This is a genomic window from Cupriavidus sp. YR651, from assembly GCF_900101625.1.
GTDB lineage: Bacteria > Pseudomonadota > Gammaproteobacteria > Burkholderiales > Burkholderiaceae > Cupriavidus.
The window spans coordinates 196,990-222,046 of the sequence record NZ_FMYZ01000003.1 but is presented as its reverse complement, the minus strand read 5'-3'; the positions used below and the strand labels follow the sequence as shown (position 1 = coordinate 222,046).

Genomic DNA, 25,057 nt, shown 5'->3' with positions numbered 1-25,057 from the left:
CCTTACATGCCCCACTTCTGGACGATCTTCGCCAGCGTGCCGTCGGCCTTGATGGTCGCGATGGCCTTGTTCACGCGGGCCAGGGTCTCGGTATCGCCCTTGCGCACCACGAGGCAGACATCGCCGACGTTGACAGGCTTGTAGCTGTCCACAAGCTTCACGCCGGGGAACGCGTTCTGGCGAATCTGATAGGCGATGAGCGGCTGATCGCCCAGCCCCGCCTTGATGCGGCCCAGCGACAGGTCCCGCGACATATCGGCAATCGAGTCATAGCTGCGGACTTCCTTGAAGATGCCCTTCTTGTTGAGCATGTCCAGGAACACCGTCCCGACTTGCGCGCCGACGACCTCACCCTTGAGTTCGTCGAGCGTCGTGTACGACTTGGCATCATCGGACTTGACCATCAGCCCCTCGCCATACGAATAGACCGGTTCGCTGAACGCAACCACCTGCTGGCGTGCCGGCGTCTTGAGCATGGCCGCCGAGATGATGTCGATCTTGCTCGATGTCAGCGACGGAATCAGGGCCGCGAACGCGGTCTGCTGCACGTTGACCTGGAAGCCTCCCGCCTTGCCCACCGCGGTGACCGTATCGACCATCATCCCCTGGATGCTGTTCGTCTTGACGTCGAGAAAGGTGAACGGGACTCCCGTTGCGGTCGCGCCGACGTTGTAGGTAGTCGGTGCACTGCCTTGGGCCCATGCGAACGAAACTGTGCCAGCCAGGCACAGAACCAGTGCCGTGCGGCGGAAACGATTGACGACGGACATACGAACACTCCTTGGCAAGGGGTCTTGAGAGGCGCGCCTTGTTGCGCGGCTTCGTACCTACGCAACCTGCATGCCAATATTCGATGAATATCCATCATTTTTTAATCCATAGAAACCAGTAGTTGCACCACACGAATCGATATGCGATTCTTAAAGCCATTCAGTGAGGCTTGAATCGCAGGGAAAGTGATGCCTAAAACTCAAAACGAGGCAGCGACCGAGACGGAAGCGCAGACGAACCAGCTCTTCAATCAGTCGCTGGAAAAAGGGCTGGCGGTACTGGCCGCGTTCAGTGCATCGCGGCGCACGATGACGATTGCGGAAATCGCGGAGGTGGCGGGCATCAACAAGAGTTCGGCCCAGCGAATGGTTTTCACGCTCGAACAACTCGGGTATCTGCGCAAGCATCCGCAGACGCGCCGGTATCAGCTCACGCTGCAAGTGATGAAGGTGGGCTACAACTATCTGGCAGCCGATCCGCTGATCGACGTGGCCAACCCTTTCCTTTCCGAGTTGACCAAGGTCACCTCCGAAACCACGTGCCTTACGGAGCCCGACGGCGACGAGATGGTCTACCTGGCGCGCTTTGTCAGCGCGCACTTCGTCCCCGTACACATGCCGATCGGCAGTCGTATCCCCGTGTACTGCACCGCGTCTGGCCGGGCCTACTTGAGTGCCCTGCCGGAAGGCGAGGCACGAACGCTCATTGAGCAATCATCGAGAATCGCGCACACGCCGTTCACGCTGACATCGGTAGACGATGTCATGGCCGAGCTTCAGAAAGCGCGGCTGCGCGGCTATGCGATGAACTCTGAAGAGCTCTTCCTGGGCGACATGACGATTGCTTCGCCAGTGATGGGTGGCAAAGGCAGGCCGCTGGGTGCCATCCATGTCGTAGCGCCCACGGCCCGCTGGACCATCGAAGACATGGAGCGGCGGCTCGGGCCACCGTTACTGCAATGCGCACGGGCCATCAGCAGTTCCGTACGCACTCTTGGCTGAGACGGCGGAGGGATAGGCTGTTGCATCGGCCAGTTGAATCCACGGTCGTACCGAGACACCCCCCTCATTTAGGAATCAACCGCTGGCCAGGCCACCCTGCCGCGTCATGGCCAGCGCACTAGCGATGTATGGCGCACATTGCCATCTGCAAACATGTGCTGGCTGGCGGCGATTGTCCGGTGACGAACGCAATACCCTTCGCCTCCAAACCTACAATGGTTCACGTGGGCGACTTCACGCGGACGTTTGACTGATGCCGGATCGCGTCATCGCGGCTACCCCACAGGCATTGCCCCATGCCGCTGGCAGATCAGCAATGCGCCGACATCCGACCGCGGCAGGCCATGGATGGCGGTCCAGAAAGGAGCATGATCGATGCGCTCGCCCGGGAGGCCTGGCACGCGACTGCCAGGCATTGCCATCGCGGCTGGGGTCGTCATTGCTGGCCTGATCTTGGTCGGGCGCGTCATCGGCTTGCTGATTGACTGGCTGTGGTTTTCCTCCGTCGGCTACGGCGACGTTTTCTGGACGATCTTTGTCACCCGGGCGCTTCTGTTCGGCGCCGTCTTCGCTGTTTCGGCGTACGCACTATGGACGTCCGGATGGTTGGCGCACCGCCATGCGAGGCGCCTGGGCACGCGGGGCGCGGACACGGTACTTCCGCCGGGGGCGCCGGAAGTCCTGAGTGAACTGATCGGCGAAGTCGCGCAGCATCTTCGCTGGCGCACCGCCATCGCCAGCGTGGCCGTCGTGCTCGGCCTGCTCGTCGCCACGGGCGATATCACTAGCTGGGACATCGCGCTTCGTTTCGTCAAGCAGGTGCCGTTCGGGAAGGTCGATCCAATCTTCGGCAAGGATATTGGCTTCTACCTGTTCTCGCTGCCTGCCTATGTCGCGCTCAGGAACTGGCTGCAACTGCTGCTCGGCGGCTGCGCGGGCATCGCCGCCGTGGTGTATGGGTTGCGCGGCGACATTGCGATCATGCTGCCACCGCGCAGGTTGTCTCCAGCCGCCGCCACGCACGGTTCGATACTGCTGGGCTTGTTCTTCCTGCTGCAGGCGTGGTCTTACTGGCTCGATCGCTTTCTGCTGCTTTACGGCGACAATGGTGTCGTGGTGGGCGCCAGCTATACCGATGCCCACGTCCAACTGCCCGTGCTGTGGTTACTTGCGGGCCTCGCCACCGCAGCCGCGGTCGCGACATGGGCCAGTTTGCGTTGGCGGGATTATCGGGTTCCCGCTGTGTCGATACTGACGATATTCGGCAGCGCAATCGTACTCACCCTGATCTACCCGGCGCTGTTCCAACGGTTCTACGTCAAGCCGAACGAACTGCAGCTTGAGACGCCGTATATCAGGAACAGTATTGCGCTGACACGGGAGGCCTATGGGCTGGCGCGGATCGCGGTAAAGCCGTTTCCGGCCGAACAAAACCTGAATCTCGCCGCGCTCGACGCCAATCGGGCAACCGTCGACAACATCCGTTTGTGGGACCTGCAGCCGCTGCGGGACACCTACGCGCAGTTGCAGGAGATCAGAACCTATTACCGCTTCCTTGCGACGGACATCGACCGATACTGGCTCAGTGCCGGCTACCAGCAGGTAATGCTGTCGGCGCGGGAACTGGAGCCATCGCTGCTTCCGGCCAACGCCCAGACCTGGGTGAACCTGCATCTCCTGTTCACCCACGGCAATGGCGTCGTCATGTCACCGGTCAAGGAGAAATCCGCGGAAGGCCTGCCGACCCTCTACCTGCAGAATATTCCGCCTGTTTCCACCGGCGGGCCGATCATCCAGGAGCCGCGACTGTATTTCGGCGAAGGGGGCAAGGACTACGTCATCGTCAATGGCAGCACGCCAGAATTCGACTATCCCAAGGCCGAGGAAAATGTCTACACGACGTATCACGGGCGCGACGGCATTGCCATTGGCAACCTGGCGCTACAGGCGCTCTTCGCCTGGCAATTCGTCGATCCCAATATCCTCGTAAGCGAGTATGTCGCGTCGGCGAGCCGGATCCTGCTCCATCGCAATATTCAGGATCGGGTGCGCACGATCGCGCCATTCCTCACCCTCGACCATGATCCCTATATCGTCGTCAGCGACGGGCGCCTCTTCTGGATCCAGGATGCCTACACCACCAGCCGGTGGTTCCCGTACTCGCCGCCGGGTTCCGCGGATGGCGACAACTACATCCGCAACGCGGTCAAGGTGGTGATCGATGCCTACCATGGCACGGTCGACTTCTACGTCAGCGATCCTGCCGATCCGCTCGTGCAGACTTACCAGCGCATCTTTCCGGGCCTGTTCAAGCCTCTGGGCAAGATGCCAGAGACGCTGCGGCAGCATATCCGCTACCCTGAAGATCTGTTCCTGATCCAGGCGCAGGTCTATCGCGCGTACCACATGGAAGCGCCAGAAGTCTTCTACAACCGCGAGGATCTCTGGCAATTCCCGCGCAAGCTGGCCGACATCGACGCGGCGAAGGCTCCCGCCACGCCGATGATGCCCTACTACATGATCGTGCGGCTTCCCGCGGAGCCGCGTACCGAGTTTGTTCTCATGCTGCCGATGGTCCCCAGCCGGCGCGAGAACATGATTGCCTGGCTGGCGGCGCGTTGCGATGGGCCCGAGTACGGCAAGCTTGTTGTCTACACGTTCCCCAAGGACAAGCTGGTCTACGGCCCATTCCAGATCGAGGCACGCATCCAGCAAAACACGGACATTTCCCAGCAGATCTCGCTGTGGAACCAGATGGGTTCGCGCGTCATCCGCGGCCACCTCCAGGTCGTGCCCATCGAAGGCTCGATTCTTTACGTCTCGCCGCTCTACCTACGCGCGGAATCCGGACAACTGCCTGAATTGAAGCGAGTGATCGTCGCCTATGGAGACCGCGTCGTCATGGAGGAAACGCTGGGCGCGGCCCTGGCGGCGCTCTTCAGGGAGGCGTCTCCGGCGGGGATCCCGCCCGGTGGCGCCGGCGGCCAGCGCGCACGCGACGCACTGGCCCATTACAACCGTGCCATCGAGCGATTGAAGGCGGGAGACTGGAGCGGCTTTGGCACGGAACTCGATGCCCTGCGGCCGCTGCTTGAAGCGCTCGGCACCGAAGGTTCCGACGGACGGAAGTAACCTGCCTGCCCGACGGCTGCCTCCGGCCATGAAGAAACCTCGTGGCTCGCCCGTGAAATCGGACATTGAGTGCGCGTCTCATTGAGAATATTTGGCCTCGTTGACAAGCTCAACATCGCCCATCTAGTATTCTGGATGTAAATTCCAGAATACTAGATGGCATGGACATCAACACGATCATTGCTCGCCGCGTCCGAGAACTCCGCGACTCGCAGGGGTGGTCTCTTGACGCCTTGGCTGAGCGCAGCAAGGTGAGCCGCTCCAACATATCGCTCATCGAGCGGGGACAAAGCAGTCCCACCGCCGTAGTCCTCGATAAGCTCGCTACGGCGCTCAATGTCACACTCGCATCGCTGTTCGAGCAATCAAGTGCCCCCCTCATTGAGGCTTCGCCCATGTCGCGTGCCGGGGAGCAATCGATATGGACAGATCCGGCGTCCGGTTATGTCCGCCGCAACCTGTCACCTGTTGCTCCCTCGCCAATTCAGTTAGTCGAGGTCAACTTCCCGGCAGGCCAGCGAGTCACCTACGACACGGGTGTGCGCGACGCCGAGATTCATCAGCAGGTCTGGGTAATCGAAGGCGCGATGCAGATGACTGTTGGGGAAAAGACCTGGCGGCTTGAAACCGGCGACTGCCTCGCGATGCGGCTGGACTGTCCTATCTCGTACTTCAATGCCACACGGAAACCCGCGCGTTACCTCGTTGCTCTGACAACTGTTGCTATCACTGATCGTAGGGGACACGGATGATTGCCAATGTGAGTGTGCGCCGCGTCGGCGCCAACGAAGCTGCTGCCCATGTCGATGCATTGGCGGACGTACTTATCGATTGTGTCGAAGGCGGAGCCTCGGTGAGCTTCATGTTGCCGATATCGCGAGAGAAAGCTGTAGAGTTTTGGCACAAGGTCGCAGATGGAGTCGCGCGCGGCGAGCGTGTGCTTCTCGTCGCCGAGGATGGGGACGGACAGATTGTCGGTACTGTTCAGATCATCACCGCGCAGCCTGAAAATCAGCCCCATCGCGCGGATGTCGCGAAGATGTTGGTACACCGCAAGGCTCGGCGACGGGGAATCGCGCAACGTCTTATGGTGGCTGTGGAGGAGGCAGCGCGGGCGGAAGGGAAGAAGGTGCTCGTACTGGACACAGTGACCGGCGGCGACGCCGAACGACTATATGAGCGTGCCGGATGGCAACGCGTTGGGGTGGTCCCGAAATACGCACTAATGCCCAACGGCGAGTTCTGTGGAACGACCTTTTACTGCAAGCAACTGTGATTGATGTGGCCATTGCAGACGAGCGCAAACGTTGGCCGGAACGTTGCTGCCGTACGGATCGAAGGCCGGCTCAGGGCAGGTCAAACACGACCGTGGCCTAGCCGCGGGTAATCGGCCGGGGCCGGCCAGTAACAGCCCTTCGGGCGTGTACCACGCATGACGGCTGCTGAGCCGAAGCGGCCATAAGGGGATATTGCCCCCGTTTGGCAAAAACTCCGTCAGAAGCGCAAGATCTATGGATAGAAGGTTTCGCCACGATTCAGCATGTTGACGAATTCTTCGATTTTACGCGCCCTTGTTTCTGGCTTTTTGGCATTCTGTACGCGAAACAGGATGGCGTAGCGGTTACGGCTGTTCAGTGTCGCAAAAAACTTCTTGGCTGTCGGATTTGCGTCCAAAGCCGCCTGTAGGTCATCCGGCACTACCGAGTTACTGGCCGACGTATAAGCAGCCTTCCAGCGGCCGTCCTTCCTAGCCTTCTCGATTTCGCACATACCGGGTGGGCGCATTCTGCCTGCGGCGATCAGCGCTTCAGCCCTGTCTTTGTTGAGTTTGGACCAGATGCTTTTTGCGGAGCGTGGGGTGAAGCGTTGTAACCAGTATTCCTCGCTATCAGCCTGCTTCTGCCCATCAATCCAGCCATAGCAGAGGGCGCTTTCCAACGCCTGTTCGTAGGTTACGGTTCGCTGCTCGGTGCCTTTTTTCGCTAGCCGGAGCCATGCACCGGTCGAAGTGCTGCCGTTTTGCCCTAACCAGCTTTCCCATTCGGTCTGACTGATAAATGTTAGAGCGCATTCGGTCATGTCACTATTCTGAATGAATGGATGAGTACATGTGCGGGGAAGGCGTCCGCAGTCTAACAGTGTTTATACGGACATCAACGTTGGTGCGACCAAAGACCGGTCGCTCAGTAGCCACCAGCCCGTCGGCTGGTTTGGGTCGTAAACGGAACTCCGTGATCGCGCCGAGCCTGGCGACCAGCGAACTTTCGTGTTCGGCCAGAAGCAGTCGTCCACGAACTGGCTGCCGGCGTCAGCGGTCAGTTGAGACAAATGAGGGGGCCGGTCTACGCGACCGGCGTGGACTCCTACTCTGCCACGACGAGTGACTTGAACTCTGGTGACTTTACGACTTTTCCGATGAGATTCTGTACCGCAGGCAAATAGGCCTCGGCCGTTTGTTTGCCCTTCTTTTCGGGATACTGGTGAATCTCTGCTTCTCCAGTCGACGAGCAACTCCGCAACGCGGTTGGATCGTGGACTTGCTTCCAGGCCCCCAATCGCAGCGACGCCCAGGTATGCCACGACAGACGATGCGCTCGCCCGCCCTGCCATGACATACACCTTGGGCGGATACGCTTGGTGCTCGTCGCGCGTCGGAGGACTTTACACAACTCAAATAGCGTCCCAAACGTAGTGCGGAAGTAGTGCAGAACTTCATCCACGTTCTTGTGCAGATGGTCGTTGCATAGGTTCGCAGCACCGGTGCACCAGACGCGCCTCCGGTGCACGCCATGCCCCGCCACGGGGCCAAGACCCCTCCCCGCCGTCCGCGCAGGTTCCGCGCAACCTCCTCCAGCCGGCCTCCCAATCCGCCCCGCAAGCCGGATTCCGGGCTTTTCGCCAATCGGGGTTTCCACTGGCATTGCTCTTGCTAGACCAATGCTGGAAGATATCCTAAATATATTAAGCAGATATCTATGCGCCCGGTGCCTCGCTGCGAGGACCATCGGGCGCTCCTTTCCAAACCGAGGAGTTCTCATGAGCAATCCCCGCTGGACCGGCATTTTCCCGGCCGTCACGACCAAATTCCACGCTGACGAGCGGATCGACGCGGAAGGCACGATCCGGCATATCGACTTCCAGATCCGCAACGGCATCAGCGGCCTGGTAACGTGCGGCTCGCTGGGCGAAGCCAGCACGCTGACGCTCGAGGAGAAGCTCGATGTCGCGCGCATCGCGCTGGAAGCGGCTGACGGCCGCATCCCGGTGCTGGCCAACGTTTCGGAGACCAGCACGCGCGAAGCGCTGCGCTATATCGACGGCGCGAACAAGCTCGGCGTGGCCGGCTTCATGGTGATGCCGTCGGTCATCTACGTTGCCGACGCCCGCGAGGCGATGCAGAACGTCCGCGCCATGGCGGAGGCCGCGCAGAAGCCCCTCATGGTCTACAACAACCCGGTCGCGTACCGCGTGGACCTCAAGCCCGAGCACATGGTCGAACTCGCCGACTGCAAATGGGTGGCGGCGATCAAGGAAAGCACCGGCGACATCCGTCGCGTGACGGACTTGCGCAACACACTGGGGGACCGCTATCAGATCTTCATGGGCGTTGACGACCTCGCCTACGAAGGGCTGGCGCTTGGTTGCGACGGCTTGCTCGCCGGCGTGGGCTGCGCATTCCCGCGTGAAACCGTCGCCCTGTTCGAGCTGATGAAGGCCGGCAACTTCGCCGAGGCGCTCAAGCTCTATCAATGGATGACGCCGATGCTGCATCTCGATGTGTCGAACAAGCTGGTGCAGAACCTGAAGCTGATCGACACCATCGTTGGCGTGGGCACCGAGTTCATGCGCCGCCCGCGTCTGCCGCTGGTAGGCGAGGAGCGCGCGTTCGTCGAGCGTGTGGTACGCCAGGCGCTGGCCACCCGGCCCGTGCAATACCAGTCGGTGGCATGACGCGCGCCTGCGGCGGCCTCGCTCGTGCAGTCCGGCGCCGCCGCAGGCCACCATCCTCCCGACTGGCATCCAAATTGCTCGCGCCGTCGCGACAACGCGCGGGACATCCGCGCCCCGATCGCACCTTCGTCCTGGAGCCTTTCAGCAATGCCTGACCTTCCTTCCCTCACAGCGGCCGATGCGCCCGCCTCGGCCACGGTTGCCCGGCCGGTACGCTGGGTGCTTCGATCCTCGGACGCCGTGCTCGCCGCCGAGCGCCATGTGCTCGGCGGATTCATGACGCTGCTCGTATTGCTGATCCTGCTCAACGTCGTGACGCGCTACGCGGGCCTGCCGCTCTACTGGGTGGACGAAGCATCCGTCTACGCCGTGGTCTGGCTGACGTTCGTCGGCGCCTCGATCATGACGCGGCTGCGGCTGGACTTCGCGGTCGGCCTGCTCACCGAGCACCTGTCGCCGAAGGCCGCCAGGATAGCCAAGGTCCTCTCCACCGCGGGCGTGCTCGTGTTCGGCCTGTCGATGCTGGCCATGTGCTGGAGCTGGATGGATCCGGTCGGCATCGCGCGCCACCACTTCGACGCCCGGGAATACGCGGCCGAAACGTTCAACTTCCTCTACACCGAACACACGCAGACGCTGGAATGGCCGGTCTGGGTGCTCCAGCTCATCATGCCGCTGTTCTCGTTCACCCTGAGCCTTCACGCGCTGGCCAACCTGCTTGAGGATCTTGAATTCGTGCCGCGCCGCACGTTCCCCGAATTCCATGTGGGCAACTCCGAGACGGTGAACTGACATGGCGACAACGTTCTTCTTCTGCGGCGTCATGCTGGTCGGCGTGCCGATCGGCATCTGCCTGTGCCTCTCGGGCCTGGCGTTCATCTTCAGCACCGGCAACACGGTGCTGTTGCAGTCGTTCCCCACGCAGATGTTCGCGGGCGTGGACAGCTACGGCCTGATCGCCATTCCCCTGTTTATCCTGATCGGCGAGATCATGAACAGCGGCGGCATCACGCGCCGGCTCGTGGACCTGTCGATGGCGTTCGTCGGATCGATCAAGGGTGGCCTTGCCTACGTCAACATTCTTGCCAACATGCTGGTGTCATCGATCATCGGCTCGGCCACCGCCCAGGTGGCCATCATGGCGCAAGTCATGGTCCCCGAAATGGAGAAGCAGGGCTACGACAAGACCTTTGCGGCCGGGCTGACCGTCTACGGCGGGATGTTGGGGCCGATCATCCCGCCTTCCGTGATGTTCGTGGTGTACAGCGTGCTCGCGCAGGTCGCCGTGGGCGACATGCTGATCGCGGGCATCCTGCCGGGCCTGCTGCTGACGGTGCTGTTCTTCATCATCATCGCGATCATGGGGCTGTTCTACAACTACCCCCGCAGCGAGCGCAAGTCGTTGCGCGAGCGCGTGCTGACCGTGATTCAGGCGAGTCCGACGCTGCTGATCCCGATGGTCATCGTCGGCTCGATCCTCGGCGGCGTGGCCAACCCCACCGAGGCGGCCGCCGTCGGCGCGCTGGCTGCGGCGCTCGTCGGGCGCTACGTCACGAAGGAGTTCGACCTGCGCACGCTGCCGGCGATCCTGCTGCGCTCCGCCATCTATTCGGGCATCGTGCTGTTCCTCGTGGCCGCGGCCGCCGTGTTCTCGTGGCTGCTGATCTACGGGAAGATCCCGCAGATGGTGGCGACATGGATCCAGACCGTCGCGCACAGCCCCATCGCGTTCCTGCTGCTGGCCAACGTGATCCTGCTGATCATCGGCACCGTGATCGATGGCATTCCGGGGCTGATCATGACCGTGCCAATTCTGCTGCCGGTGGCCACCGAGGTCTATCACATCGATCCGCGTCACTTCGGCGTGGTCATCGTCATCAACCTCGTGCTCGGCCTGATGTCGCCGCCGGTGGGGCTGAGCTTCTTCGTGGCATCGGCCGTCACGGGCGCCAAGCCGGGCAAGATGTTCATGATCACCTTGCCGTTCTTCCTGGTCAGCTGCGTCGGCCTGGTGCTGCTTTCGCTGTACCCAAGCCTGTCCATCGGATTGCTGGACTAGCCCGGAACCATTCCACCCCACTCGCTTCACCGTCATCCACCCGAACGCACAGGAGCCGCCATGTCCCTCATTTCCCGCCGCCGCTTTCTCAAGACCACCGCGCTGGCCACCGTCGCCGCGCCAATGGTGATCACGTCCACGACGCGCGCCGCCACCACCAAGGAATTCCGGCTGGGCCTGATCACGCCGGCCGGCCATTCGTGGAACCGTGCGGCCGTGGCGTTCGGCGAGTCGCTCAAGAAGGAAACCGACGGTCGCCTGACCGTCACCGTGTTCCACTCTGGCCAGCTCGGCAACGAATCCGCGATGATGCAGCAGCTCCAGTCCGGTGCGCTGGACATGGGGTGGATTCAGGCCGCCGAACTCGGCTCCCGCGTGTCGAGCGTTGCGGCCATCAATGCCCCCTACCTGGTGCGTTCCACGAGCAGCGTGGCCAGGCTCGTGCGCACGCCGGCGGCGCTGAAGCTGCTCGATGCCCTGCCGCGCGAGACCGGCACCATCGGGCTGGGCTGGGGCATCACGGGTATGCGCGTGGTCTTCGCCACGCGCGACATCAACTCGCCCGACGACCTCAAGGGCATGAAGCTGCGCATCAACCCCACGCCGGTGTATCGCGACTTCTACTCGATGCTGGGTGCCGCGCCGACGCCGATCCCCACTCCTGCCGTTTTCGATGCGATGACCAACGGTCAGGTGGATGGACTGGAGGCCGACATCGAGCTGTCCTGGAATCAGCGTTACGACAAGATCTCGAAGTCGCTGCTGCCGATGAACGCGCTGTTCATGCCGTTCGCCCCGCTGGTCTCGGGCCGCATCTGGCAAGGCCTGGACCCGAAGGACAAGGACCTCGTTCGCGCGCTGGTCACGCAATCGCTGACCGCGCAGATCAACGACATCGTCACCACGGAAGCGGGGCTGATCGAGAAGCTCAAGCAGTCGTCGGTGAGCTTCAAGAGCGCCTCCAGCTACGATCCGCAACCGGCTATCCAGAAGTTCGACGCCATGTGGCTGGCCAAGGCCCCGGCAATCCCCGAACTGCGAAAAATCGGCGCCACGCTCTGAGCGCGCGAAGGTGCCAGCCGACGGCGGTCACGGCATAATGTCGTCCGCCGCCTTCGCTGGCGGCGCGTGCCCGCCCCTGCCCGCACGCGCACGCCACGTTGCCAATCCGACCGAGATGCCTACGCTTCCCAAGAACCAGAGCGCTGCGGCGCGTCGCCCCGAAGACGACAAACGCGAGAAGCGGCGCGCCACCGATATCGCCTACGACAAGATCGAGACGCTGATCTCCAAGCTTGAGATCGCGCCCGGCAGCCCCGTGGTGGAAGCCGATCTCGCCGAGATGACGGAGCTTGGCCGCACGCCCGTGCGCGAGGCGCTGGTGCGCATGGTGTCGATGGGACTCGTGATCCAGCAGCCCCGGCGCGGCCTGATCGTGTCGACGATCGATGTGATGGACCATCTGGACGTCATTGCCACGCGCCGCGTGCTGGAACGGCTCATCGCCGCCAACGCCGCGCGCCGCGCGACCGACGCCCAGCGCAAGGCGCTGATCGTCAGCGCGCAGAAGATGGTCAAGGCCGCCCAGCGCGGCAACCTCGACGACTACATGGCCGCCGACCAGGCGCTCGACCACGTCAACCACGCCGCCTGCCGCAACCGCTCTGCCGTCAAGGCCGTGATCCCGCTGATCGTGCAGTGCCGGCGCTTCTGGTACGCATACCAGCACGAAGGCGAGATCGCCGAAGGCGCCCAGGCCCATCTCGCCATGGCGCAGGCCATTGCCAGCGGCAATGAAAGCGAAGCCGCCAACGGGGCGGATTTGCTGATGGATTATCTGGAACGCTTCGCGCGGCGCGTGATCGACGCCTGAGTACGGTGCGCGGCGAGCGCCTCCATCGCCGCATCGACCTGTCTCCTTCCATCGGGTCTTGATGACAACCCTACCCTTTGCACGTCCAGTTCCGACGTAAGCCAGGGCCTCGCTGGTTGATTCGAACGACGTTGCGCCGCTCTTCTGATGCGATAGCTCAGAAGGCGCATCGCCGTTTTCAGGAACCAGGAGGCACCCATCTCCTTCGCAAAATCGGGATCAGGCGGACCAGCAATCTCGATGAGTCTGCCCGCCCGGCTTGAGCTCTCGCGGCGACTTCTCGAGAGCATGTCCGCCCTGCGTATCCAGTACCAGGTCGTAGTCCTTCGGGATGGCCGCAAAGTCGCGACAAGCTCCACTTGTTATCCGGCTTATCCAGGCGTGGTCGTTCATTCACTCCGGGCACGCCGAACGATCCCCTCCTTGAAATCTTCCTTCCCTGGCGCTACCATTTGCAAATCATTTTTCAGAACCATGGTTCCGAAAAACGGAACCTTGTGAGGCTGCAGCAAGAAAGCAAAGGAGTTGGCTTGAGCATTCTGGAAGGCGTGGAAAGCGTGCTGAACCTGTTCGATCACGGCCGGCACGAGATCACCTTCAACGACGTCATCGGCGAGCTTGGCCTGGCCAAGAGCTCGGCATCGCGCCTGCTCGCGCAGATGGTGCGCTACCGGCTGCTGGAGTTGCAGCCGGCCACGCGGCGTTACCGGCCCGGCGCGCTGCTGATTCGCGCGGCACAGGCGGCAACGCAGGCGCATCCGTTTGACGAGCAGTGCCGGGAGATCCTGGTTGCGCTGTCGGATTCCACCGGTTTTACCGCTTATTTGTCGATGCTCGACGGTACCGACACCGTGGTGCTGCAGCGCTTGAACGGCAGCAACCCGGTGCAGGTACTGTCGCCGCCGGGTACACGTCGCCCGGCATTTACCACCGCGATGGGCCGGGTGTTGCTTTCGCGTCTTCCAGAGGCGGAACTCGGCGCACGGTATGGCAGCTCGGATGCCCGCAAGCTGCCGGAGCCCCCGGCCAACTGCCCCGCCACCGTCGGTGAGCTGCGGGAGCGCGTGGCGACGGCGCATCGCGAGCGCAGCGCCATGGCCATCAACGAGGGCATGCCCGGCATTGGCGCCGTGGCGACCACGCTGGCTGACCCGGTTTCCGGTGACGTGCGGGGCCTGTGCCTCTCGTTTACCGCGATGCAGGTGGGCCAGGCGCAGGCGCACGCACTGCGCGACACGCTGGTGCGGGCCGTGGCGCCGGTGGGACAGCGCATCGGCGATCCATTGTGGATCCGGCCTGCCGACGCGGCGGCCAGCCACTAGCAACTTTCATCGATTCCTCAGCGAACTCTTCATGGAACTTCTGTTACTGAGCAATTCCACCAGCGAGGCGGGCTACCTGGCCCACGCCCGGGGCGCCATTGCGGAACTCGCCGCGGGCTGCAAGACGGCCTGCTTCGTACCGTTCGCGGGCGTGACGCGCGACTGGGACGCGTACGAGGCCATGGTCAGCGATGCATTGCAGCCCGCTGGCCTCGCCGTGCAATCGCTGCATCGCGCAACCGATCCGGTCGCGGCGGTAGAAGCCGCGGAACTGATCGTCGTCGGGGGTGGCAATACCTTCAGGTTGCTGCAGTGCCTGCGTGACCGCAAGCTGCTGGCGCCCATCGCGCGGCGCGTGCGGTCGGGCGGCGCGCGCTTCGTGGGTTGGAGTGCCGGCACCAATCTGGCCTGCCCGACGATCTGCACCACCAACGATATGCCGGTGGTAGATCCAGGCGGGCTGGACGCCCTGGCGCTGCTGCCCTTCCAGATCAATCCGCATTACCTCAATCTCATGGTGCCGGGCTTCCGTGGCGAGACGCGTGACCAGCGGCTGGCCGAGTTCACGACGCTGAAGCCCGACGTACCCGTCCTGGGACTGCCGGAAGGCACCTGGCTGCGTGTATCCGGCGACCACATGAAATTGGGCGGCCCGCATGCCGCACGCTGGTTCAAGGGCACGCAGACGCTGGATCTGCCGCCAGAATCGCCGCTGCCTCGCTAAACGCCTCACAGGAATTGAAGCAAGATGTCCATCAAGCAGGTCATTGAATCGATCGAGTTGCTGTCTGCGGCCCATGTCGATGGCGAGACGGTTGCCACGCTGTTGCGTTCGCGCGGCGTCGCCGATGTGACGGTCACCCGCGTGGAGGAAAACGGTCTTCACACCGATTTCCTCGCCTGCACGCTGCCCGGCCGAAACCCCGAGGCCCCCGCCCTGGGCGTGGTGGGCCGGCTGGGCGGGGTCGGGGCGCGTCCGGCGGTGACCGGCCTGGTTTCCGACGCCGACGGCGCGATCGTCGCGGTAGCCACGGCGCTGAAACTGGCCGATATGGCCGCCTCGGGCGATGTGCTGGCTGGCCCGGTGCGCATCCACACGCATATCTGTCCACATGCCGCCACGCGGCCGCATCAGCCGGTGCCGATGATGAAGTCGCCGTTCGCGATGCGCAAGATGATGACGCACGAGGTACATCCGAAGATGGCGGCCATCCTGTCGGTGGACACATCGCGCGGCAACCGCTTCGTCAACCGGCGCGGCGTGGCGCTGACACCGGTGGCCAAGGAAGGCTGGCTGTTACGCCTGCCGGAGCGAATGCTGGACCTGATGGGCTGGGTCAGCGGAGAACTTCCGGTCGTGCTGCCGCTGACTACGCAGGACATCACGCCGTACGAGAACGGGCTGTGGCACGTCAACTCGATCATGCAGCCAACGATCGTGACCACTGCCCCCGTCGTCGGCGTGGCACTGACCGCGCAAACCACGGTGCCGGGCTGCGCCACCGGCGCGACCAATGCATTCGACCTGGACGTGGCCACGCGATTCTGCATCGAGGTGGCCAAGCAGTTTGGCGCCGGCGAATGTGCGTTCCATGACGAGGCCGAGTGGGCGGCGCTGCAGCAGCGCTACGGCTCGCTGGCTCATCTGCAGACCGTGGGGCACGAGGCATGAGCACGGCAACGGCTCGCCAGCCGCGCGTGGCGTTTGTGACCATCGGCCAGGCGCCGCGGGTGGACGTGGTGCCTCAGATGACCGCCGACCTTGACCTGCCCGTGGCCGTGGAGGAATTCGGCATTCTGGATACGCTGACCGCGGAAGAGATCGCGGACCTTGCGCCAGCGCCGGGCGAGTACCGCTTTGCCAGCCGCCTGCGCGACGGCGGCCAGGTGGTGATGGGCAAGCCGGCGGCCGAAGCGATGCTGGCGCGGCTGATGACCTCGCTCGATGACGGCCGCTTCGACGTCCTGGTGCCGCTGTGCACCGGTACCGCCCTTCCCCCCCTGCGCACGCTGGTGATCGAGCCGCAACAGGTGGTCGACCACCTGACCGTGGCGCTTGCGCAGGGTTGCAAGCAAATGGGGATCGTGCTGCCACTCGAGGCCCAGGTGAAGGACTTCCACCTGATCCAATCCGTGCCATGCGCGTTGCGCGTCACGCATGCCTCACCCTACACCGATGCCACCAGCGGCCGGTTCGCGCAGGCCGGCGAGGCGCTGCGCGGTTGTGACCTGATCGTGATGCACTGCATGGGCTTTACCGAAGCCATGCGCGCTGAAGTGGCTGCCCATGCGGGCGCGCCGGTGCTGCTCTCCAACCGCATGGTGGCGAAGTTGCTGGGGCAGGTCCTGGCCGGCACGGCCGCCTGAAGCCTGAATCAAGGCGAGAACGAATCCTTTTATCGGGTAAGGGCAAGCCCGCTGACAGATTGCCCGCGACAACGCTGGAGTGGAAGTGAAGATGGTAACGACAATAGGCGTAGCGAAATGGGTGGCGAAGCGGATGGTACCGCTGGCGCGCGGTGCAATGGTCATTGGCGTGGGGGCAGGCGTCAGCATGGCAACCACGGCGGCCGCACAGGCCGAGGAGTGGAAGCCGACAAAGCCGGTACGGCTGCTGGTGGGCTTTGCTCCCGGTGGCTCGGCTGATCTGCTGGCGCGATTGGTGCAAGCGCCGCTTTCGGAAAGTCTGGGGGTGCCGGTGGTGGTGGAAAACGTGCCCGGCGCGGGTGGCAACATCTCCGCCGACAAGCTGGCCAAGGCCCCGGCCGACGGCTACACGATCGGCATGGGCGCTGCCGGCGCGATGGCGGTGACCCATCTGCTCAATCCCAAGGGCACGCCGTACAAGGCCGATGACTTCACGCCCATCGCCATGCTGGCCACGCAGCCCAATGTGATCATCGTGACCCCCTCCCTGCCGGTGAAGACCATGGCCGACTTCGTCGCCTATGTGAAAAAGACGCCTCAGGTCACCTATGGCACCGCCGGCGTCGGCACCTCCAACCACCTGATTGCCGAAACCATGCTGCACCGGCTCGGCATCGATATGGTTCACGCCCCGTACAAGGGTGCCACGCCGGTCATCACGGACCTGATGGGTGGCCATATCGCCATGACCGTGGACAACATCACCACGGCAGCCGCACTGGCCAAGACGGGCAAGGTCAAGGCGCTGGCGGTCACCAGCACCAGGCGATCGCCGCTGTTGCCTGACGTGCCGACGCTTGCCGAGAGCGGCCTGAAGGATTTCAACATGCCGACCTGGCAAGGCATCTTCGGACCGAAGGACCTGCCCAAAGCCATCGTGACCCGCTACAACCAGGCGCTGGTCAAGGCGATGGCCAATCCGGAAGTACGGAAGAAGATGGCCGAGTTCGGCTCCGAACCAGTGGGCGACACGCCCGAGCACTTCAGCAGCTTCCTGGCGCAGGACCGGAAGATGTGGGCCGACGTGATCAAGTCAGCAAAGATCTCGCTCGACTGATCGCGCTATCAGCGTGCTGCATGCTGCGTGCCGCTGTCGGCAGGCGGCACGCGTTGGCCCCTCAATCCGGTGCCCACCACCGCTGCACGCGCCGCGCGGCTCTCCAAACGATCCGCGGACCGCCAGTCCAGCAAGTAGGCGCTCCCGAGCCGGCCGTATCGCATATCCGACCTCCTCAATCGATGCGAGCGCCGGTCAGTTGCTCGCTGAGTTGCCAAAGGCGCCCGGCGGCCACCGGGTCCGTCGCTCGCGGACGTACGCCGTGCATCTCCGTTGAATCGTCAGAAGGCAGTGCGCGCGCAATCTCGCAGTCGGCGCAGTAAACGCCACCCATGCCGTCAAGCTTCGGGCTCGTCGCACACCATACGGTCGTGGCAGCACCTTGTTGCGGCGTCTTCTTGTTGTTCTGCGGATCAATGATCGGCCTGCCCTCCTTGTCGAGGATCTCGCTCGCATCGATCTGCGCTTGCGACATGTGCCGGACGAGTCCCGTCACGATGCCTCCCGGATGCACGGAGAACGCTCGCACGCCGTGGTGCTGCCCGATCGAATCCAGCGCGACCGCGAACAGCGCATTCGCGGTCTTTGATTGGCCGTAGGCAATCCACGGGTCGTACTCGCGGGTCTCGAAATTGGGATCATGGAAGTCGATCCCCGCGCGCCGGTGCCCGTAGGAGCTCAGTGCAATGACGCGGGCCCCGCTGGCGCGCCGCAAGGCAGGCCAAAGCCGGCAGGTGAGCTGAAAATGGCCAAGATGGTTGGCGGCGAATTGCGATTCGTAACCACGCGCGTCGCGCGAGAGCGGCGGCGCCATGACGCCCGCATTGTTGACCAGGATGTCGAGCGAATCCGTCGCTGCGAGAACACGTTCTGCAAGCCTGTCGATCGACGCCGGATCGAGCAGGTCCATATCCTCCAGAACCACGCCGGGAATGTCGCGAAGCGCTTCCTGAGCCTTGGCCATGTCGCGAACGGGCACGACAACCGTTGCGCCGGCCGAGCGGAAAGCCCGGACGGTTTCAACGCCGATTCCGGAATACCCGCCTGTCACGACGACATTCTTGCCGGTGAGGTCGATACCTGTGATGACTTCCGCAGCCGTGGATGCTGGGCCGAATCCCGAACCGATGGGTGCTTGCAAAGTGGGCATGGAATCTCTCCATTTGAAGGATGGAGGCACTTTAGCCTGCCCTTCCCGTACTTAGAATGCTTGAAAGGCCGCGCTTTATGCGTGATAGTTCGAAAATGACCACCGACCTTCTCTCGGATCTGCTCAACCTCGTACGTGCCCGATGCCGTCTCTCCGGGCGGCTTGTCGCCGGCGGAAGCTGGGGGCGCCGCTTTGCCAATCTCGATGCGGTGAAATTCTGCGCAGGTGTCGAGGGGACTTGCTGGTATTTCATGGAGGGGATGACGAGCCCTGCGCAGTTCGAGCGCGGAGACATTCTGATCACGAACGGCTCCCGTCCCCTGGTTCTGGCCAGCGCACCACATCTCATTGCAGACGCCATCACGACACCGCTTGCTCAGGACGACAATGGCGATTACCGCCTGGGGCACGGTGAAGATTTCGTGATGCTGGGCGGCATGGTTGAGATCGACGACCGGCATCAGCCTCTGCTCCTTGGTGGCCTCCCGCCACTCATTCACGTCAGCGGCGCTCATCGCGAAGCAGAAAGCCTTGGTTGGCTGCTCGAACAAATCGTCCGTGAAATGAAGCCCCCGACGCGTCCCGGATGGCCCATTGTGCTTGCAGAACTGGCTCAGCTTCTTTTTGTGCAGACGCTCAGGGCTTTTGTCATGCAGTCATCGAAAAGCGGCGGTGGCTGGCTCAGGGCCCTGGGTGACAGACGTCTGGCTCCCACCCTCGCGGCGATGCACGCGGACCCCAGGCGCGCCTGGAACCTGGAAGATCTCGCGCAGGAAGCCGGCATGTCGCGCACTTCCTTCGTCGTGCACTTTCGCGAAGTGATGGGCGTGCCTCCGCTCACCTACCTGACGAACTGGCGGATGCATCTCGCGAAGCGAGAACTGCGCGCAGGCGCACCTGTTGCGGAAGTCGCAGAATCGATCGGATATACGTCTGAAAGTGCGTTCAGTCACGCATTCAAGCGCGTGACTGGGACAGCACCGGGGCGATATCGAAAGACGCTAGATGAGGAGCGTTCAGAGCGCGAGCGCGGCACATCCGAAATCGAGGCAAGCGCCGCTTTCTAAAGGCTCCTCTCTCGTGAGGGAGCACAGGGCATGTCAGGTGGGTCTATCCTCTGTCAGGGACTTTCACCCTTTACCCCTTGCCGGTTAGCTGGCGACTACTGTATATTTATACAGTAGTCGCCGCATCCCGAAAAAGCTGGCTCCAGTCGTCAAGCCCGTGCGTCGCCTGCGCTTTCTCTCCCTCACCTCGAAAGGCAATCATGTTCGTGGACCGCACCGAAATCATCAACGCCGCCAAGGCACTGCGCGCCAGCCAGGAAGAATCCAGGTACAGCAGGCTCGTCGCGCTCGCGAACAAGCAACTCAAGGCAATGCAAACGGCAATCCAGAGGGGCAAGGAAGAATTCGAGACCAGCCTGGTACTCGACATCAACGAAGACAATCCGCAAGCAGCGCTGGAATCGCGCGCGCAACGGCTAGCCGACGACCTCAGAGCGCAGGGCTACACCGCAACGGTGACCACGTTTGCCGAGGTCAGCACCGACCGCAAGAACTGGACGCCGAATATCACGGTCGCCATCGGCCTGGGCGACATGGTTTCCGAAGTCGACAACGCGATAGCGGAAAGCACGCCGACCGACGAGACGGAAGGCGAGGTGGCTGGCGAACCTGCCAGTGAAATGGCCTGACAGCAGGCGGGCAATCCGAGATAAGGCACGGCATCACCTAGCCATTCCGGCGGCGGCCTCACTTAAACAACGGACCTTCACCTTCGAATCGGCCATTGCGGAGGTGACAGTTCCGACTTCTCTTTGGGAGCGCCCCGGACCGGATGAGAGACCCGATGTCGAGGCGATCCACAACCGCGCAAGCCCAGCCCTGCAAATCAACGACGCGCGTGCCGAGTAAATCCGACTTGGCCAGGCTTGCGGTTTGGCGCGAAGCCATTCTCCGCCAGAGTCTCGTCGATGCTGTCGTAGAACGTACCGATCTTGTAGATTTCCCTTGCTTCCTTCGCGCTGGCGACGTCCCGACCGAATTCGCGCGAGATTCGTACGAGTTGCTCGATCTGTTCGACCGTGCCCATCTTGCGGTCCCGCCGCTGCGTCCAGATGTTGTCTTCGATCCCGCAACGCACATGCAGACCCATGGCAATGGCCATCATGTTGAGCGGCAGCACGTTGAGCATCGAGGTCTCCAGCGTCAGCACCGAGCCGTTCGGGCACGCTCGCACGAAGTTTGCGAGGTTGTAGATGTTGGGCGCCTCGAAGCCGCCGCCGATCGCTACCCAAGTCAGGATCAGCGGCACGTTGCAAGTGCCCCGTCGCATCATCCGCTCCACGGTTTCCAGTTGCGCGATGTTGGCAAGCTGGAAGTGTGTCTGGACGCCATTGCTGCTGAGCCGGCGGATATGCTCCTCCACCCATTCCGGCCCGGCGGGGATAGTCATCTCGCGGTAGGCGCGGTAACTCGCGGGCTCGGCCAGGGATGTGCCAGCGACATCGGCTGCGCACATCTGCTCGACCACGTTCATCTGGTTGGTGTTTATGGCGATTGTCACCTGGTCCGGCGTCGGCTTCAGTTCCGCCAGCATGTGGCGGGTGTCGTCCGACAGCCACTTGGCCGCATCGCCTTCGCTCTCCGGCGCGAACGAGATCGACCCGCCAACCTGCAGGACCATGTCCGGGCACCGGGCCCGGATGCCGGCAAGCAGTTCATTGAACTTGGACAGGCGCTTGGAGCCCTTTCCGTCGGCTTCGCGCACGTGAACGTGCAGCACGGTAGCGCCGGCGTTGTAGCAGTCCACAGCCTTCTGGATCTGCTCCTCCATCGTCACCGGGATGTCTTCCGGAAAATCGGATGGCATCCATTCCGGGCCATAAGGCGCAGCAGTGATGACAAGCTTCTGCTGATTTTCAGGGAACAGCGAACCGTCAATGAAATCCATGTCTCTCTCCTAGGGATAGATCGTTCAGGCCATGACCGGCTTGGCCATATGCGCCTTGATTTCTCCTTCGCCAATGCCGAAGGGCTTGTCGCCGATGATGCCGGCGCGCTCCATCTTGCGATGGCAGGGTGCGTAGTCCATCACTGCATAGTGCTGGGTGCTGCGGTTGTCCCAGATCGCCATGCTGTTGGGCTTCCAGCGCCAGCGCACCTGGTATTCCGGAATGAAGGCCTGGGTGACCAGATAACGCAGCAAATCGGCCGCTCCCGGGTTGAAGTCCTGTCCGTAACGCACGTATGCGGGCGTATGAAAATTGGTGAAGTGGGTGGTGAACGCGTTGACGAAGAGAATCTCTTCGCCAGTTTCCGGATGAAGCCGTACAACCGGATGCTCGGCATCCGGGTACTGCGCCTTCAACGCCAGGCGCTTCTCGACCGGCATGGCCGCGCCGAAGCTCGCCTCGATGCTGTGCCGTGCCCGCAGGCTGGCAATTTCCACCTTGACGTGGGCGGGCAGCTTCTCGTAGGCAAGAGCCATGTTCGCCCACATCGTGTCCCCACCGACCGGAGGCGTATCCACACAGCGCAGCACGCAGCCCATGGGCGGCGCCTCGCGCCAGGTCGCATCGGTATGCCAGGCGTTTTCATAGCGGTCCATCGGCTGGTCGGGCCGCTTATAGATCTGCACGAGCCCCGGGTGCTCCGGATGGCTGCCGGCAACCGGGTGGTCTTCCAGCCTGCCGAAGCGTTCGGCGAACGCGACATGTTCGGCGCGGGAAATGTCCTGGTCTCGCAGGAACAGGACCTTGTGCCTCAGCAACGCGGCACGGATCTCGTCGAAGAGTCCATCGTCATGAATGGCATCGGAAAGCTTCACGCCGACGAGTTCGGCGCCGATGCTGGCGGTCAGTTGTTCTATGCGCATCATTGAGCCTCCTCACGGGCCATGCATGCGCAGCAGGTCGTGCAATGGAAAAAGCGGGGTGTGGCCAATTTCTGTCTCCTGTGGTCTCGATGCCGTAGTTCAACGCGTGTTGCGTTGACACCAAGTTAGGCCTCGCACGGGGACCGGACTTTGCATCTCGCGCCAGACGCATAGCGTTTGGCGACAGGAAGGGTCGCCGGACCGGAGCGATTTGATGAAAATCAAACAAAAGAAAGCGCCCCGACTGGCCGGGGCGGTTCAGCTATGTCATTGGTCGAGAAAATGGGGGCGATCGCAAGCCTCGCCAAGAAGGCAGCGCCAGCGGTACTCATCAGACCGTTGACCCAGAAGGACGGTAACCGCCGACTGCTTCCGAGCTCGCCCTGGGGCGGCACTCGCGAGTCACGCCTCGATCCATTGATCCATGTCATGGCAGTCTCTGGATCGAGAAATACTGTAGTAAGTAAGTTGCTTCGATTTGATCTGGCGTCGAAGGCGACGTGAACATCATCCGTTTCCAAGGAGCGCGCGGTGACTACCCCACTTTCGATTTGGCACGAAGATCACATTCATTTCGCTCGACTGCTAGACCTTCTGGAAGAGCAGGTAATTCTTTTCGATCGCGGAGAGCAGCCGAACTACAACTTGATGAGTTCCATCATCTATTACATGCGCAGTTTCGGCGATCGCGTTCACCATCCCCGTGAAGATGTTGCATACGCGCGGCTCGTTGAGCGAGATCCCGGCATGCAAATTGTGGTTAGCCGATTGCAGCAGGAACATCGTGTGATTGCCACGGTTGGCGAGGCGTTATCAGACCGCCTCGCTGAGGCTGAAGGAGATGTGATAAGTTCGCGCGCGGCTTTGGAGGCCGCCGGAGCAATGTACCTTGTGTACTATCGAAATCATCTTTCGACAGAGGAGCGACACGTCATGCCGCGCGCTGCTCAGCTACTGACGCGCGAGGATTGGGCGGCAGTTGACACTGCCGTTCCGGCGAGCGACGACCCGCTCTTTGGGGAGAGCTTCCAGGAACGTTTCGCGATGCTGCGCAAGCAAATCGAAAGCGAGGCGAGTGTGTCCGGCCATAGCTAGATTCGGCATCCCCGCCATCAACCAGATCAATTGCCAACATGCCGGTCCGGCTTCTTCGTGCAAGAAGCTGGCAATGCTATTCGGAGAAAACTCTGGGGCTCAGCCTCCTGATTTGCTGCCGGCGCGTTCGGCCGGCAGCGTCCCGAAGCGCTGCTGCTACTGACTGAAGTCCATCACGATGCGGCCCTCGATCTGGCCGGCCTTCATGCGATCGAGGATGCCGTTGATGTTCTCCAGCTTCTCGGTGGAGACCGTCGCCTTCACCGCGCCGTTGGCGGCGAACTCGAGCGCTTCCTGCAAATCGCTGCGAGTGCCAACGATCGAGCCGCGGATCGTGATGGCCTTCAGCACCACGTCGAAGATCGGCGTGGGGAAGTTGCCCGGCGGCAGTCCGTTGAGCGAAATCGTGCCGCCCCGACGTACCATGCCGATGGCCTGGGAGAATGCCTGCGGCGAGACCGCCGTGACCAGCACAGCATGGGCACCGCCGATTTCCTTTTGCAGGAAGGCAGCAGGATCGGTGGTGCTGGCGTTGACGCCGACTTCGGCGCCGAGCTTGCGGGCAAGCGCGAGCTTTTCGTCGTCAATGTCAACGGCCGCCACGCGCAGGCCCATGGCGCGCGCGTACTGCACGGCCACGTGGCCGAGCCCGCCGATGCCGGAGATCACCACCCACTGGCCGGGGCGCGTGTCGGTGACCTTGAGCCCCTTGTAGACCGTCACCCCCGCACACAGAATCGGCGCAATCTCAACAAAGCCGACGCTATCCGGTAGCAGGCCGACGTAGTTCGGATCGGCCACCACGAATTCGCCGTAGCCGCCGTTGACGGAGTAGCCGGTATTCTTCTGTTGCTCGCAAAGGGTTTCCCAGCCTTGCAGGCAGTGCTCGCAGTAGCCGCAGGCGCTGTAGAGCCAGGGAACGCCGACGCGGTCGCCTTCCTTCACGCGTGTCACGCCCGCCCCTACCCCGGACACGAACCCTACGCCTTCATGGCCGGGGATGAACGGCAACGAGGGCTTGACCGGCCAGTCACCCTGGGCAGCGTGCAGATCGGTATGGCAGACGCCGGATGCTTCGATCTTGACCTGAATCTGGCCTGGGCCGGGCTGCGGCACAGGGACTTCCTCGATGGACAGTGGTGCGCCAAACGCATGCACGACCGCGGCTTTCATCATGGCTGACATAGGAGCTCCTTTTCGACGACGGCTGCATGTCACGCCGGGGTTGTGCGGAGCAACATGCCATCTTGGCGCCGCTGCGGGCACGCAAGTCATGATAGGAATCAGGCCACTGCGAGTCCAGAAGGATTCGGGGTCGGTCCCTGCCACGCGTATTGTTC

The 25,057-nt window shown here is 62.5% G+C and carries 23 protein-coding genes; 17 read left to right on the top strand and 6 right to left on the bottom strand.

The window, feature by feature from the left end; all coding sequences use genetic code 11:
* Window positions 1-2 precede the first annotated feature (2 nt).
* Window positions 3-770 (bottom strand): ABC transporter substrate-binding protein, encoded by a 768-nt coding sequence (locus tag BLR29_RS10645; RefSeq protein ID WP_092136936.1) that lies wholly within the window; start codon window positions 768-770, stop codon window positions 3-5.
* A gap of 189 nt (window positions 771-959) precedes the next feature.
* Between BLR29_RS10645 and BLR29_RS10640 the strand changes: the two genes are divergently transcribed.
* The 4 genes from BLR29_RS10640 to BLR29_RS10625 all read left to right on the top strand — a co-directional run bounded on the left by BLR29_RS10640 (window position 960) and on the right by BLR29_RS10625 (window position 6,180).
* The gene (locus tag BLR29_RS10640; RefSeq protein WP_092136935.1) at window positions 960-1,772 is read left to right on the top strand and encodes an IclR family transcriptional regulator; all 813 of its coding nucleotides are present in this window, start codon (window positions 960-962) and stop codon (window positions 1,770-1,772) included.
* Between the two features lie 375 nt (window positions 1,773-2,147).
* On the top strand, window positions 2,148-4,904 hold the full coding sequence (locus BLR29_RS10635) for a UPF0182 family membrane protein (protein ID WP_092136934.1): 2,757 nt from the start codon (window positions 2,148-2,150) through the stop codon (window positions 4,902-4,904).
* A gap of 161 nt (window positions 4,905-5,065) precedes the next feature.
* Window positions 5,066-5,656, top strand: coding sequence for a helix-turn-helix domain-containing protein (locus tag BLR29_RS10630; protein WP_092136933.1), 591 nt, complete (start codon window positions 5,066-5,068; stop codon window positions 5,654-5,656).
* Window positions 5,653-6,180, top strand: coding sequence for a GNAT family N-acetyltransferase (locus BLR29_RS10625; RefSeq protein WP_092136932.1), 528 nt, complete (start codon window positions 5,653-5,655; stop codon window positions 6,178-6,180). The genes BLR29_RS10630 and BLR29_RS10625 overlap by 4 nt, the downstream gene beginning before the upstream one ends.
* A 233-nt stretch (window positions 6,181-6,413) precedes the next feature.
* Here BLR29_RS10625 and BLR29_RS10620 read toward each other — a convergent pair whose 3' ends face one another.
* On the bottom strand, window positions 6,414-6,983 hold the full coding sequence (locus BLR29_RS10620) for a YdeI/OmpD-associated family protein (RefSeq protein ID WP_092136931.1): 570 nt from the start codon (window positions 6,981-6,983) through the stop codon (window positions 6,414-6,416).
* 957 nt (window positions 6,984-7,940) lie between these two features.
* Between BLR29_RS10620 and BLR29_RS10615 the strand changes: the two genes are divergently transcribed.
* The 10 genes from BLR29_RS10615 (at window position 7,941) to BLR29_RS10565 (ending at window position 17,593) form a co-directional block, all read left to right on the top strand.
* Window positions 7,941-8,855, top strand: coding sequence for a dihydrodipicolinate synthase family protein (locus BLR29_RS10615; protein ID WP_092136930.1), 915 nt, complete (start codon window positions 7,941-7,943; stop codon window positions 8,853-8,855).
* A gap of 147 nt (window positions 8,856-9,002) precedes the next feature.
* A complete protein-coding gene (locus BLR29_RS10610; RefSeq protein ID WP_092136929.1) occupies window positions 9,003-9,647 on the top strand; it encodes a TRAP transporter small permease in 645 nt (214 codons plus the stop codon).
* Between the two features lies 1 nt (window position 9,648).
* On the top strand, window positions 9,649-10,914 hold the full coding sequence (locus BLR29_RS10605; protein ID WP_092136928.1) for a TRAP transporter large permease: 1,266 nt from the start codon (window positions 9,649-9,651) through the stop codon (window positions 10,912-10,914).
* A 60-nt stretch (window positions 10,915-10,974) separates the two neighbouring features.
* The gene (locus BLR29_RS10600) at window positions 10,975-11,976 is read left to right on the top strand and encodes a TRAP transporter substrate-binding protein (protein WP_092136927.1); all 1,002 of its coding nucleotides are present in this window, start codon (window positions 10,975-10,977) and stop codon (window positions 11,974-11,976) included.
* Window positions 11,977-12,091: 115 nt separating this feature from the next.
* Window positions 12,092-12,787 carry a GntR family transcriptional regulator gene (locus tag BLR29_RS10595; protein WP_092137300.1) on the top strand — a complete coding sequence of 232 codons (696 nt, stop codon included), beginning with the start codon at window positions 12,092-12,094 and terminating at the stop codon, window positions 12,785-12,787.
* Window positions 12,788-13,317: 530 nt separating this feature from the next.
* Window positions 13,318-14,109 (top strand): IclR family transcriptional regulator, encoded by a 792-nt coding sequence (locus BLR29_RS10585; protein ID WP_092136926.1) that lies wholly within the window; start codon window positions 13,318-13,320, stop codon window positions 14,107-14,109.
* Between the two features lie 31 nt (window positions 14,110-14,140).
* Window positions 14,141-14,833, top strand: a complete 693-nt coding sequence (gene pepE / locus BLR29_RS10580; protein WP_092136925.1) for a dipeptidase PepE — start codon at window positions 14,141-14,143, stop codon at window positions 14,831-14,833.
* A 24-nt stretch (window positions 14,834-14,857) separates the two neighbouring features.
* Window positions 14,858-15,781, top strand: a complete 924-nt coding sequence (locus BLR29_RS10575) for a DUF1177 domain-containing protein (protein ID WP_092136924.1) — start codon at window positions 14,858-14,860, stop codon at window positions 15,779-15,781.
* On the top strand, window positions 15,778-16,476 hold the full coding sequence (locus tag BLR29_RS10570; protein ID WP_092136923.1) for an AroM family protein: 699 nt from the start codon (window positions 15,778-15,780) through the stop codon (window positions 16,474-16,476). Before BLR29_RS10575 ends, BLR29_RS10570 begins: the two co-directional genes overlap by 4 nt.
* Before the next feature lie 157 nt (window positions 16,477-16,633).
* A complete protein-coding gene (locus BLR29_RS10565; protein WP_176860932.1) occupies window positions 16,634-17,593 on the top strand; it encodes a Bug family tripartite tricarboxylate transporter substrate binding protein in 960 nt (319 codons plus the stop codon).
* 175 nt (window positions 17,594-17,768) lie between these two features.
* On the opposite strand, the gene BLR29_RS10560 is transcribed toward BLR29_RS10565, so the two are convergent.
* Complete coding sequence (locus BLR29_RS10560) at window positions 17,769-18,743, bottom strand: oxidoreductase (protein WP_092136921.1); 975 nt, start codon at window positions 18,741-18,743, stop codon at window positions 17,769-17,771.
* Window positions 18,744-18,838: 95 nt separating this feature from the next.
* Here BLR29_RS10560 and BLR29_RS10555 point away from each other — a divergent pair, with 95 nt between their 5' ends.
* Complete coding sequence (locus BLR29_RS10555; RefSeq protein ID WP_092136920.1) at window positions 18,839-19,810, top strand: AraC family transcriptional regulator; 972 nt, start codon at window positions 18,839-18,841, stop codon at window positions 19,808-19,810.
* A 200-nt stretch (window positions 19,811-20,010) separates the two neighbouring features.
* Window positions 20,011-20,439 carry a hypothetical protein gene (locus tag BLR29_RS10550; RefSeq protein ID WP_092136919.1) on the top strand — a complete coding sequence of 143 codons (429 nt, stop codon included), beginning with the start codon at window positions 20,011-20,013 and terminating at the stop codon, window positions 20,437-20,439.
* 197 nt (window positions 20,440-20,636) lie between these two features.
* Here the strand turns inward: BLR29_RS10550 and BLR29_RS10545 are convergent, their stop codons facing one another.
* Window positions 20,637-21,698, bottom strand: a complete 1,062-nt coding sequence (locus BLR29_RS10545) for a beta-keto acid cleavage family enzyme (RefSeq protein ID WP_092136918.1) — start codon at window positions 21,696-21,698, stop codon at window positions 20,637-20,639.
* Window positions 21,699-21,722: 24 nt separating this feature from the next.
* The gene (locus BLR29_RS10540; RefSeq protein ID WP_092137299.1) at window positions 21,723-22,622 is read right to left on the bottom strand and encodes a TauD/TfdA dioxygenase family protein; all 900 of its coding nucleotides are present in this window, start codon (window positions 22,620-22,622) and stop codon (window positions 21,723-21,725) included.
* Window positions 22,623-23,153: 531 nt separating this feature from the next.
* Between BLR29_RS10540 and BLR29_RS10535 the strand changes: the two genes are divergently transcribed.
* The gene (locus tag BLR29_RS10535; RefSeq protein ID WP_092136917.1) at window positions 23,154-23,717 is read left to right on the top strand and encodes a hemerythrin domain-containing protein; all 564 of its coding nucleotides are present in this window, start codon (window positions 23,154-23,156) and stop codon (window positions 23,715-23,717) included.
* A 156-nt stretch (window positions 23,718-23,873) separates the two neighbouring features.
* Here BLR29_RS10535 and adhP read toward each other — a convergent pair whose 3' ends face one another.
* The gene (gene adhP, locus BLR29_RS10530; protein WP_092136916.1) at window positions 23,874-24,902 is read right to left on the bottom strand and encodes an alcohol dehydrogenase AdhP; all 1,029 of its coding nucleotides are present in this window, start codon (window positions 24,900-24,902) and stop codon (window positions 23,874-23,876) included.
* Window positions 24,903-25,057: the final 155 nt, after the last annotated feature.

Bases quoted from the DNA above. Each gene is read 5' to 3' on its own strand.
- BLR29_RS10620 (WP_092136931.1), bottom strand. From the start codon at position 6,983: ATGACCGAATGCGCTCTAACATTTATCAGTCAGACCGAATGGGAAAGC.
- BLR29_RS10635 (WP_092136934.1), top strand. From the start codon at position 2,148: ATGCGCTCGCCCGGGAGGCCTGGCACGCGACTGCCAGGCATTGCCATC.
- BLR29_RS10560 (WP_092136921.1), bottom strand. From the start codon at position 18,743: ATGCCCACTTTGCAAGCACCCATCGGTTCGGGATTCGGCCCAGCATCC.
- BLR29_RS10645 (WP_092136936.1), bottom strand. From the start codon at position 770: ATGTCCGTCGTCAATCGTTTCCGCCGCACGGCACTGGTTCTGTGCCTG.
- BLR29_RS10605 (WP_092136928.1), top strand. From the start codon at position 9,649: ATGGCGACAACGTTCTTCTTCTGCGGCGTCATGCTGGTCGGCGTGCCG.
- BLR29_RS10610 (WP_092136929.1), top strand. From the start codon at position 9,003: ATGCCTGACCTTCCTTCCCTCACAGCGGCCGATGCGCCCGCCTCGGCC.
- BLR29_RS10570 (WP_092136923.1), top strand. From the start codon at position 15,778: ATGAGCACGGCAACGGCTCGCCAGCCGCGCGTGGCGTTTGTGACCATC.
- pepE (WP_092136925.1), top strand. From the start codon at position 14,141: ATGGAACTTCTGTTACTGAGCAATTCCACCAGCGAGGCGGGCTACCTG.
- BLR29_RS10555 (WP_092136920.1), top strand. From the start codon at position 18,839: ATGACCACCGACCTTCTCTCGGATCTGCTCAACCTCGTACGTGCCCGA.
- BLR29_RS10575 (WP_092136924.1), top strand. From the start codon at position 14,858: ATGTCCATCAAGCAGGTCATTGAATCGATCGAGTTGCTGTCTGCGGCC.
- BLR29_RS10550 (WP_092136919.1), top strand. From the start codon at position 20,011: ATGTTCGTGGACCGCACCGAAATCATCAACGCCGCCAAGGCACTGCGC.
- adhP (WP_092136916.1), bottom strand. From the start codon at position 24,902: ATGTCAGCCATGATGAAAGCCGCGGTCGTGCATGCGTTTGGCGCACCA.
- BLR29_RS10595 (WP_092137300.1), top strand. From the start codon at position 12,092: ATGCCTACGCTTCCCAAGAACCAGAGCGCTGCGGCGCGTCGCCCCGAA.
- BLR29_RS10615 (WP_092136930.1), top strand. From the start codon at position 7,941: ATGAGCAATCCCCGCTGGACCGGCATTTTCCCGGCCGTCACGACCAAA.
- BLR29_RS10640 (WP_092136935.1), top strand. From the start codon at position 960: ATGCCTAAAACTCAAAACGAGGCAGCGACCGAGACGGAAGCGCAGACG.
- BLR29_RS10630 (WP_092136933.1), top strand. From the start codon at position 5,066: ATGGACATCAACACGATCATTGCTCGCCGCGTCCGAGAACTCCGCGAC.
- BLR29_RS10545 (WP_092136918.1), bottom strand. From the start codon at position 21,698: ATGGATTTCATTGACGGTTCGCTGTTCCCTGAAAATCAGCAGAAGCTT.
- BLR29_RS10625 (WP_092136932.1), top strand. From the start codon at position 5,653: ATGATTGCCAATGTGAGTGTGCGCCGCGTCGGCGCCAACGAAGCTGCT.
- BLR29_RS10600 (WP_092136927.1), top strand. From the start codon at position 10,975: ATGTCCCTCATTTCCCGCCGCCGCTTTCTCAAGACCACCGCGCTGGCC.
- BLR29_RS10540 (WP_092137299.1), bottom strand. From the start codon at position 22,622: ATGCGCATAGAACAACTGACCGCCAGCATCGGCGCCGAACTCGTCGGC.
- BLR29_RS10565 (WP_176860932.1), top strand. From the start codon at position 16,634: ATGGTCATTGGCGTGGGGGCAGGCGTCAGCATGGCAACCACGGCGGCC.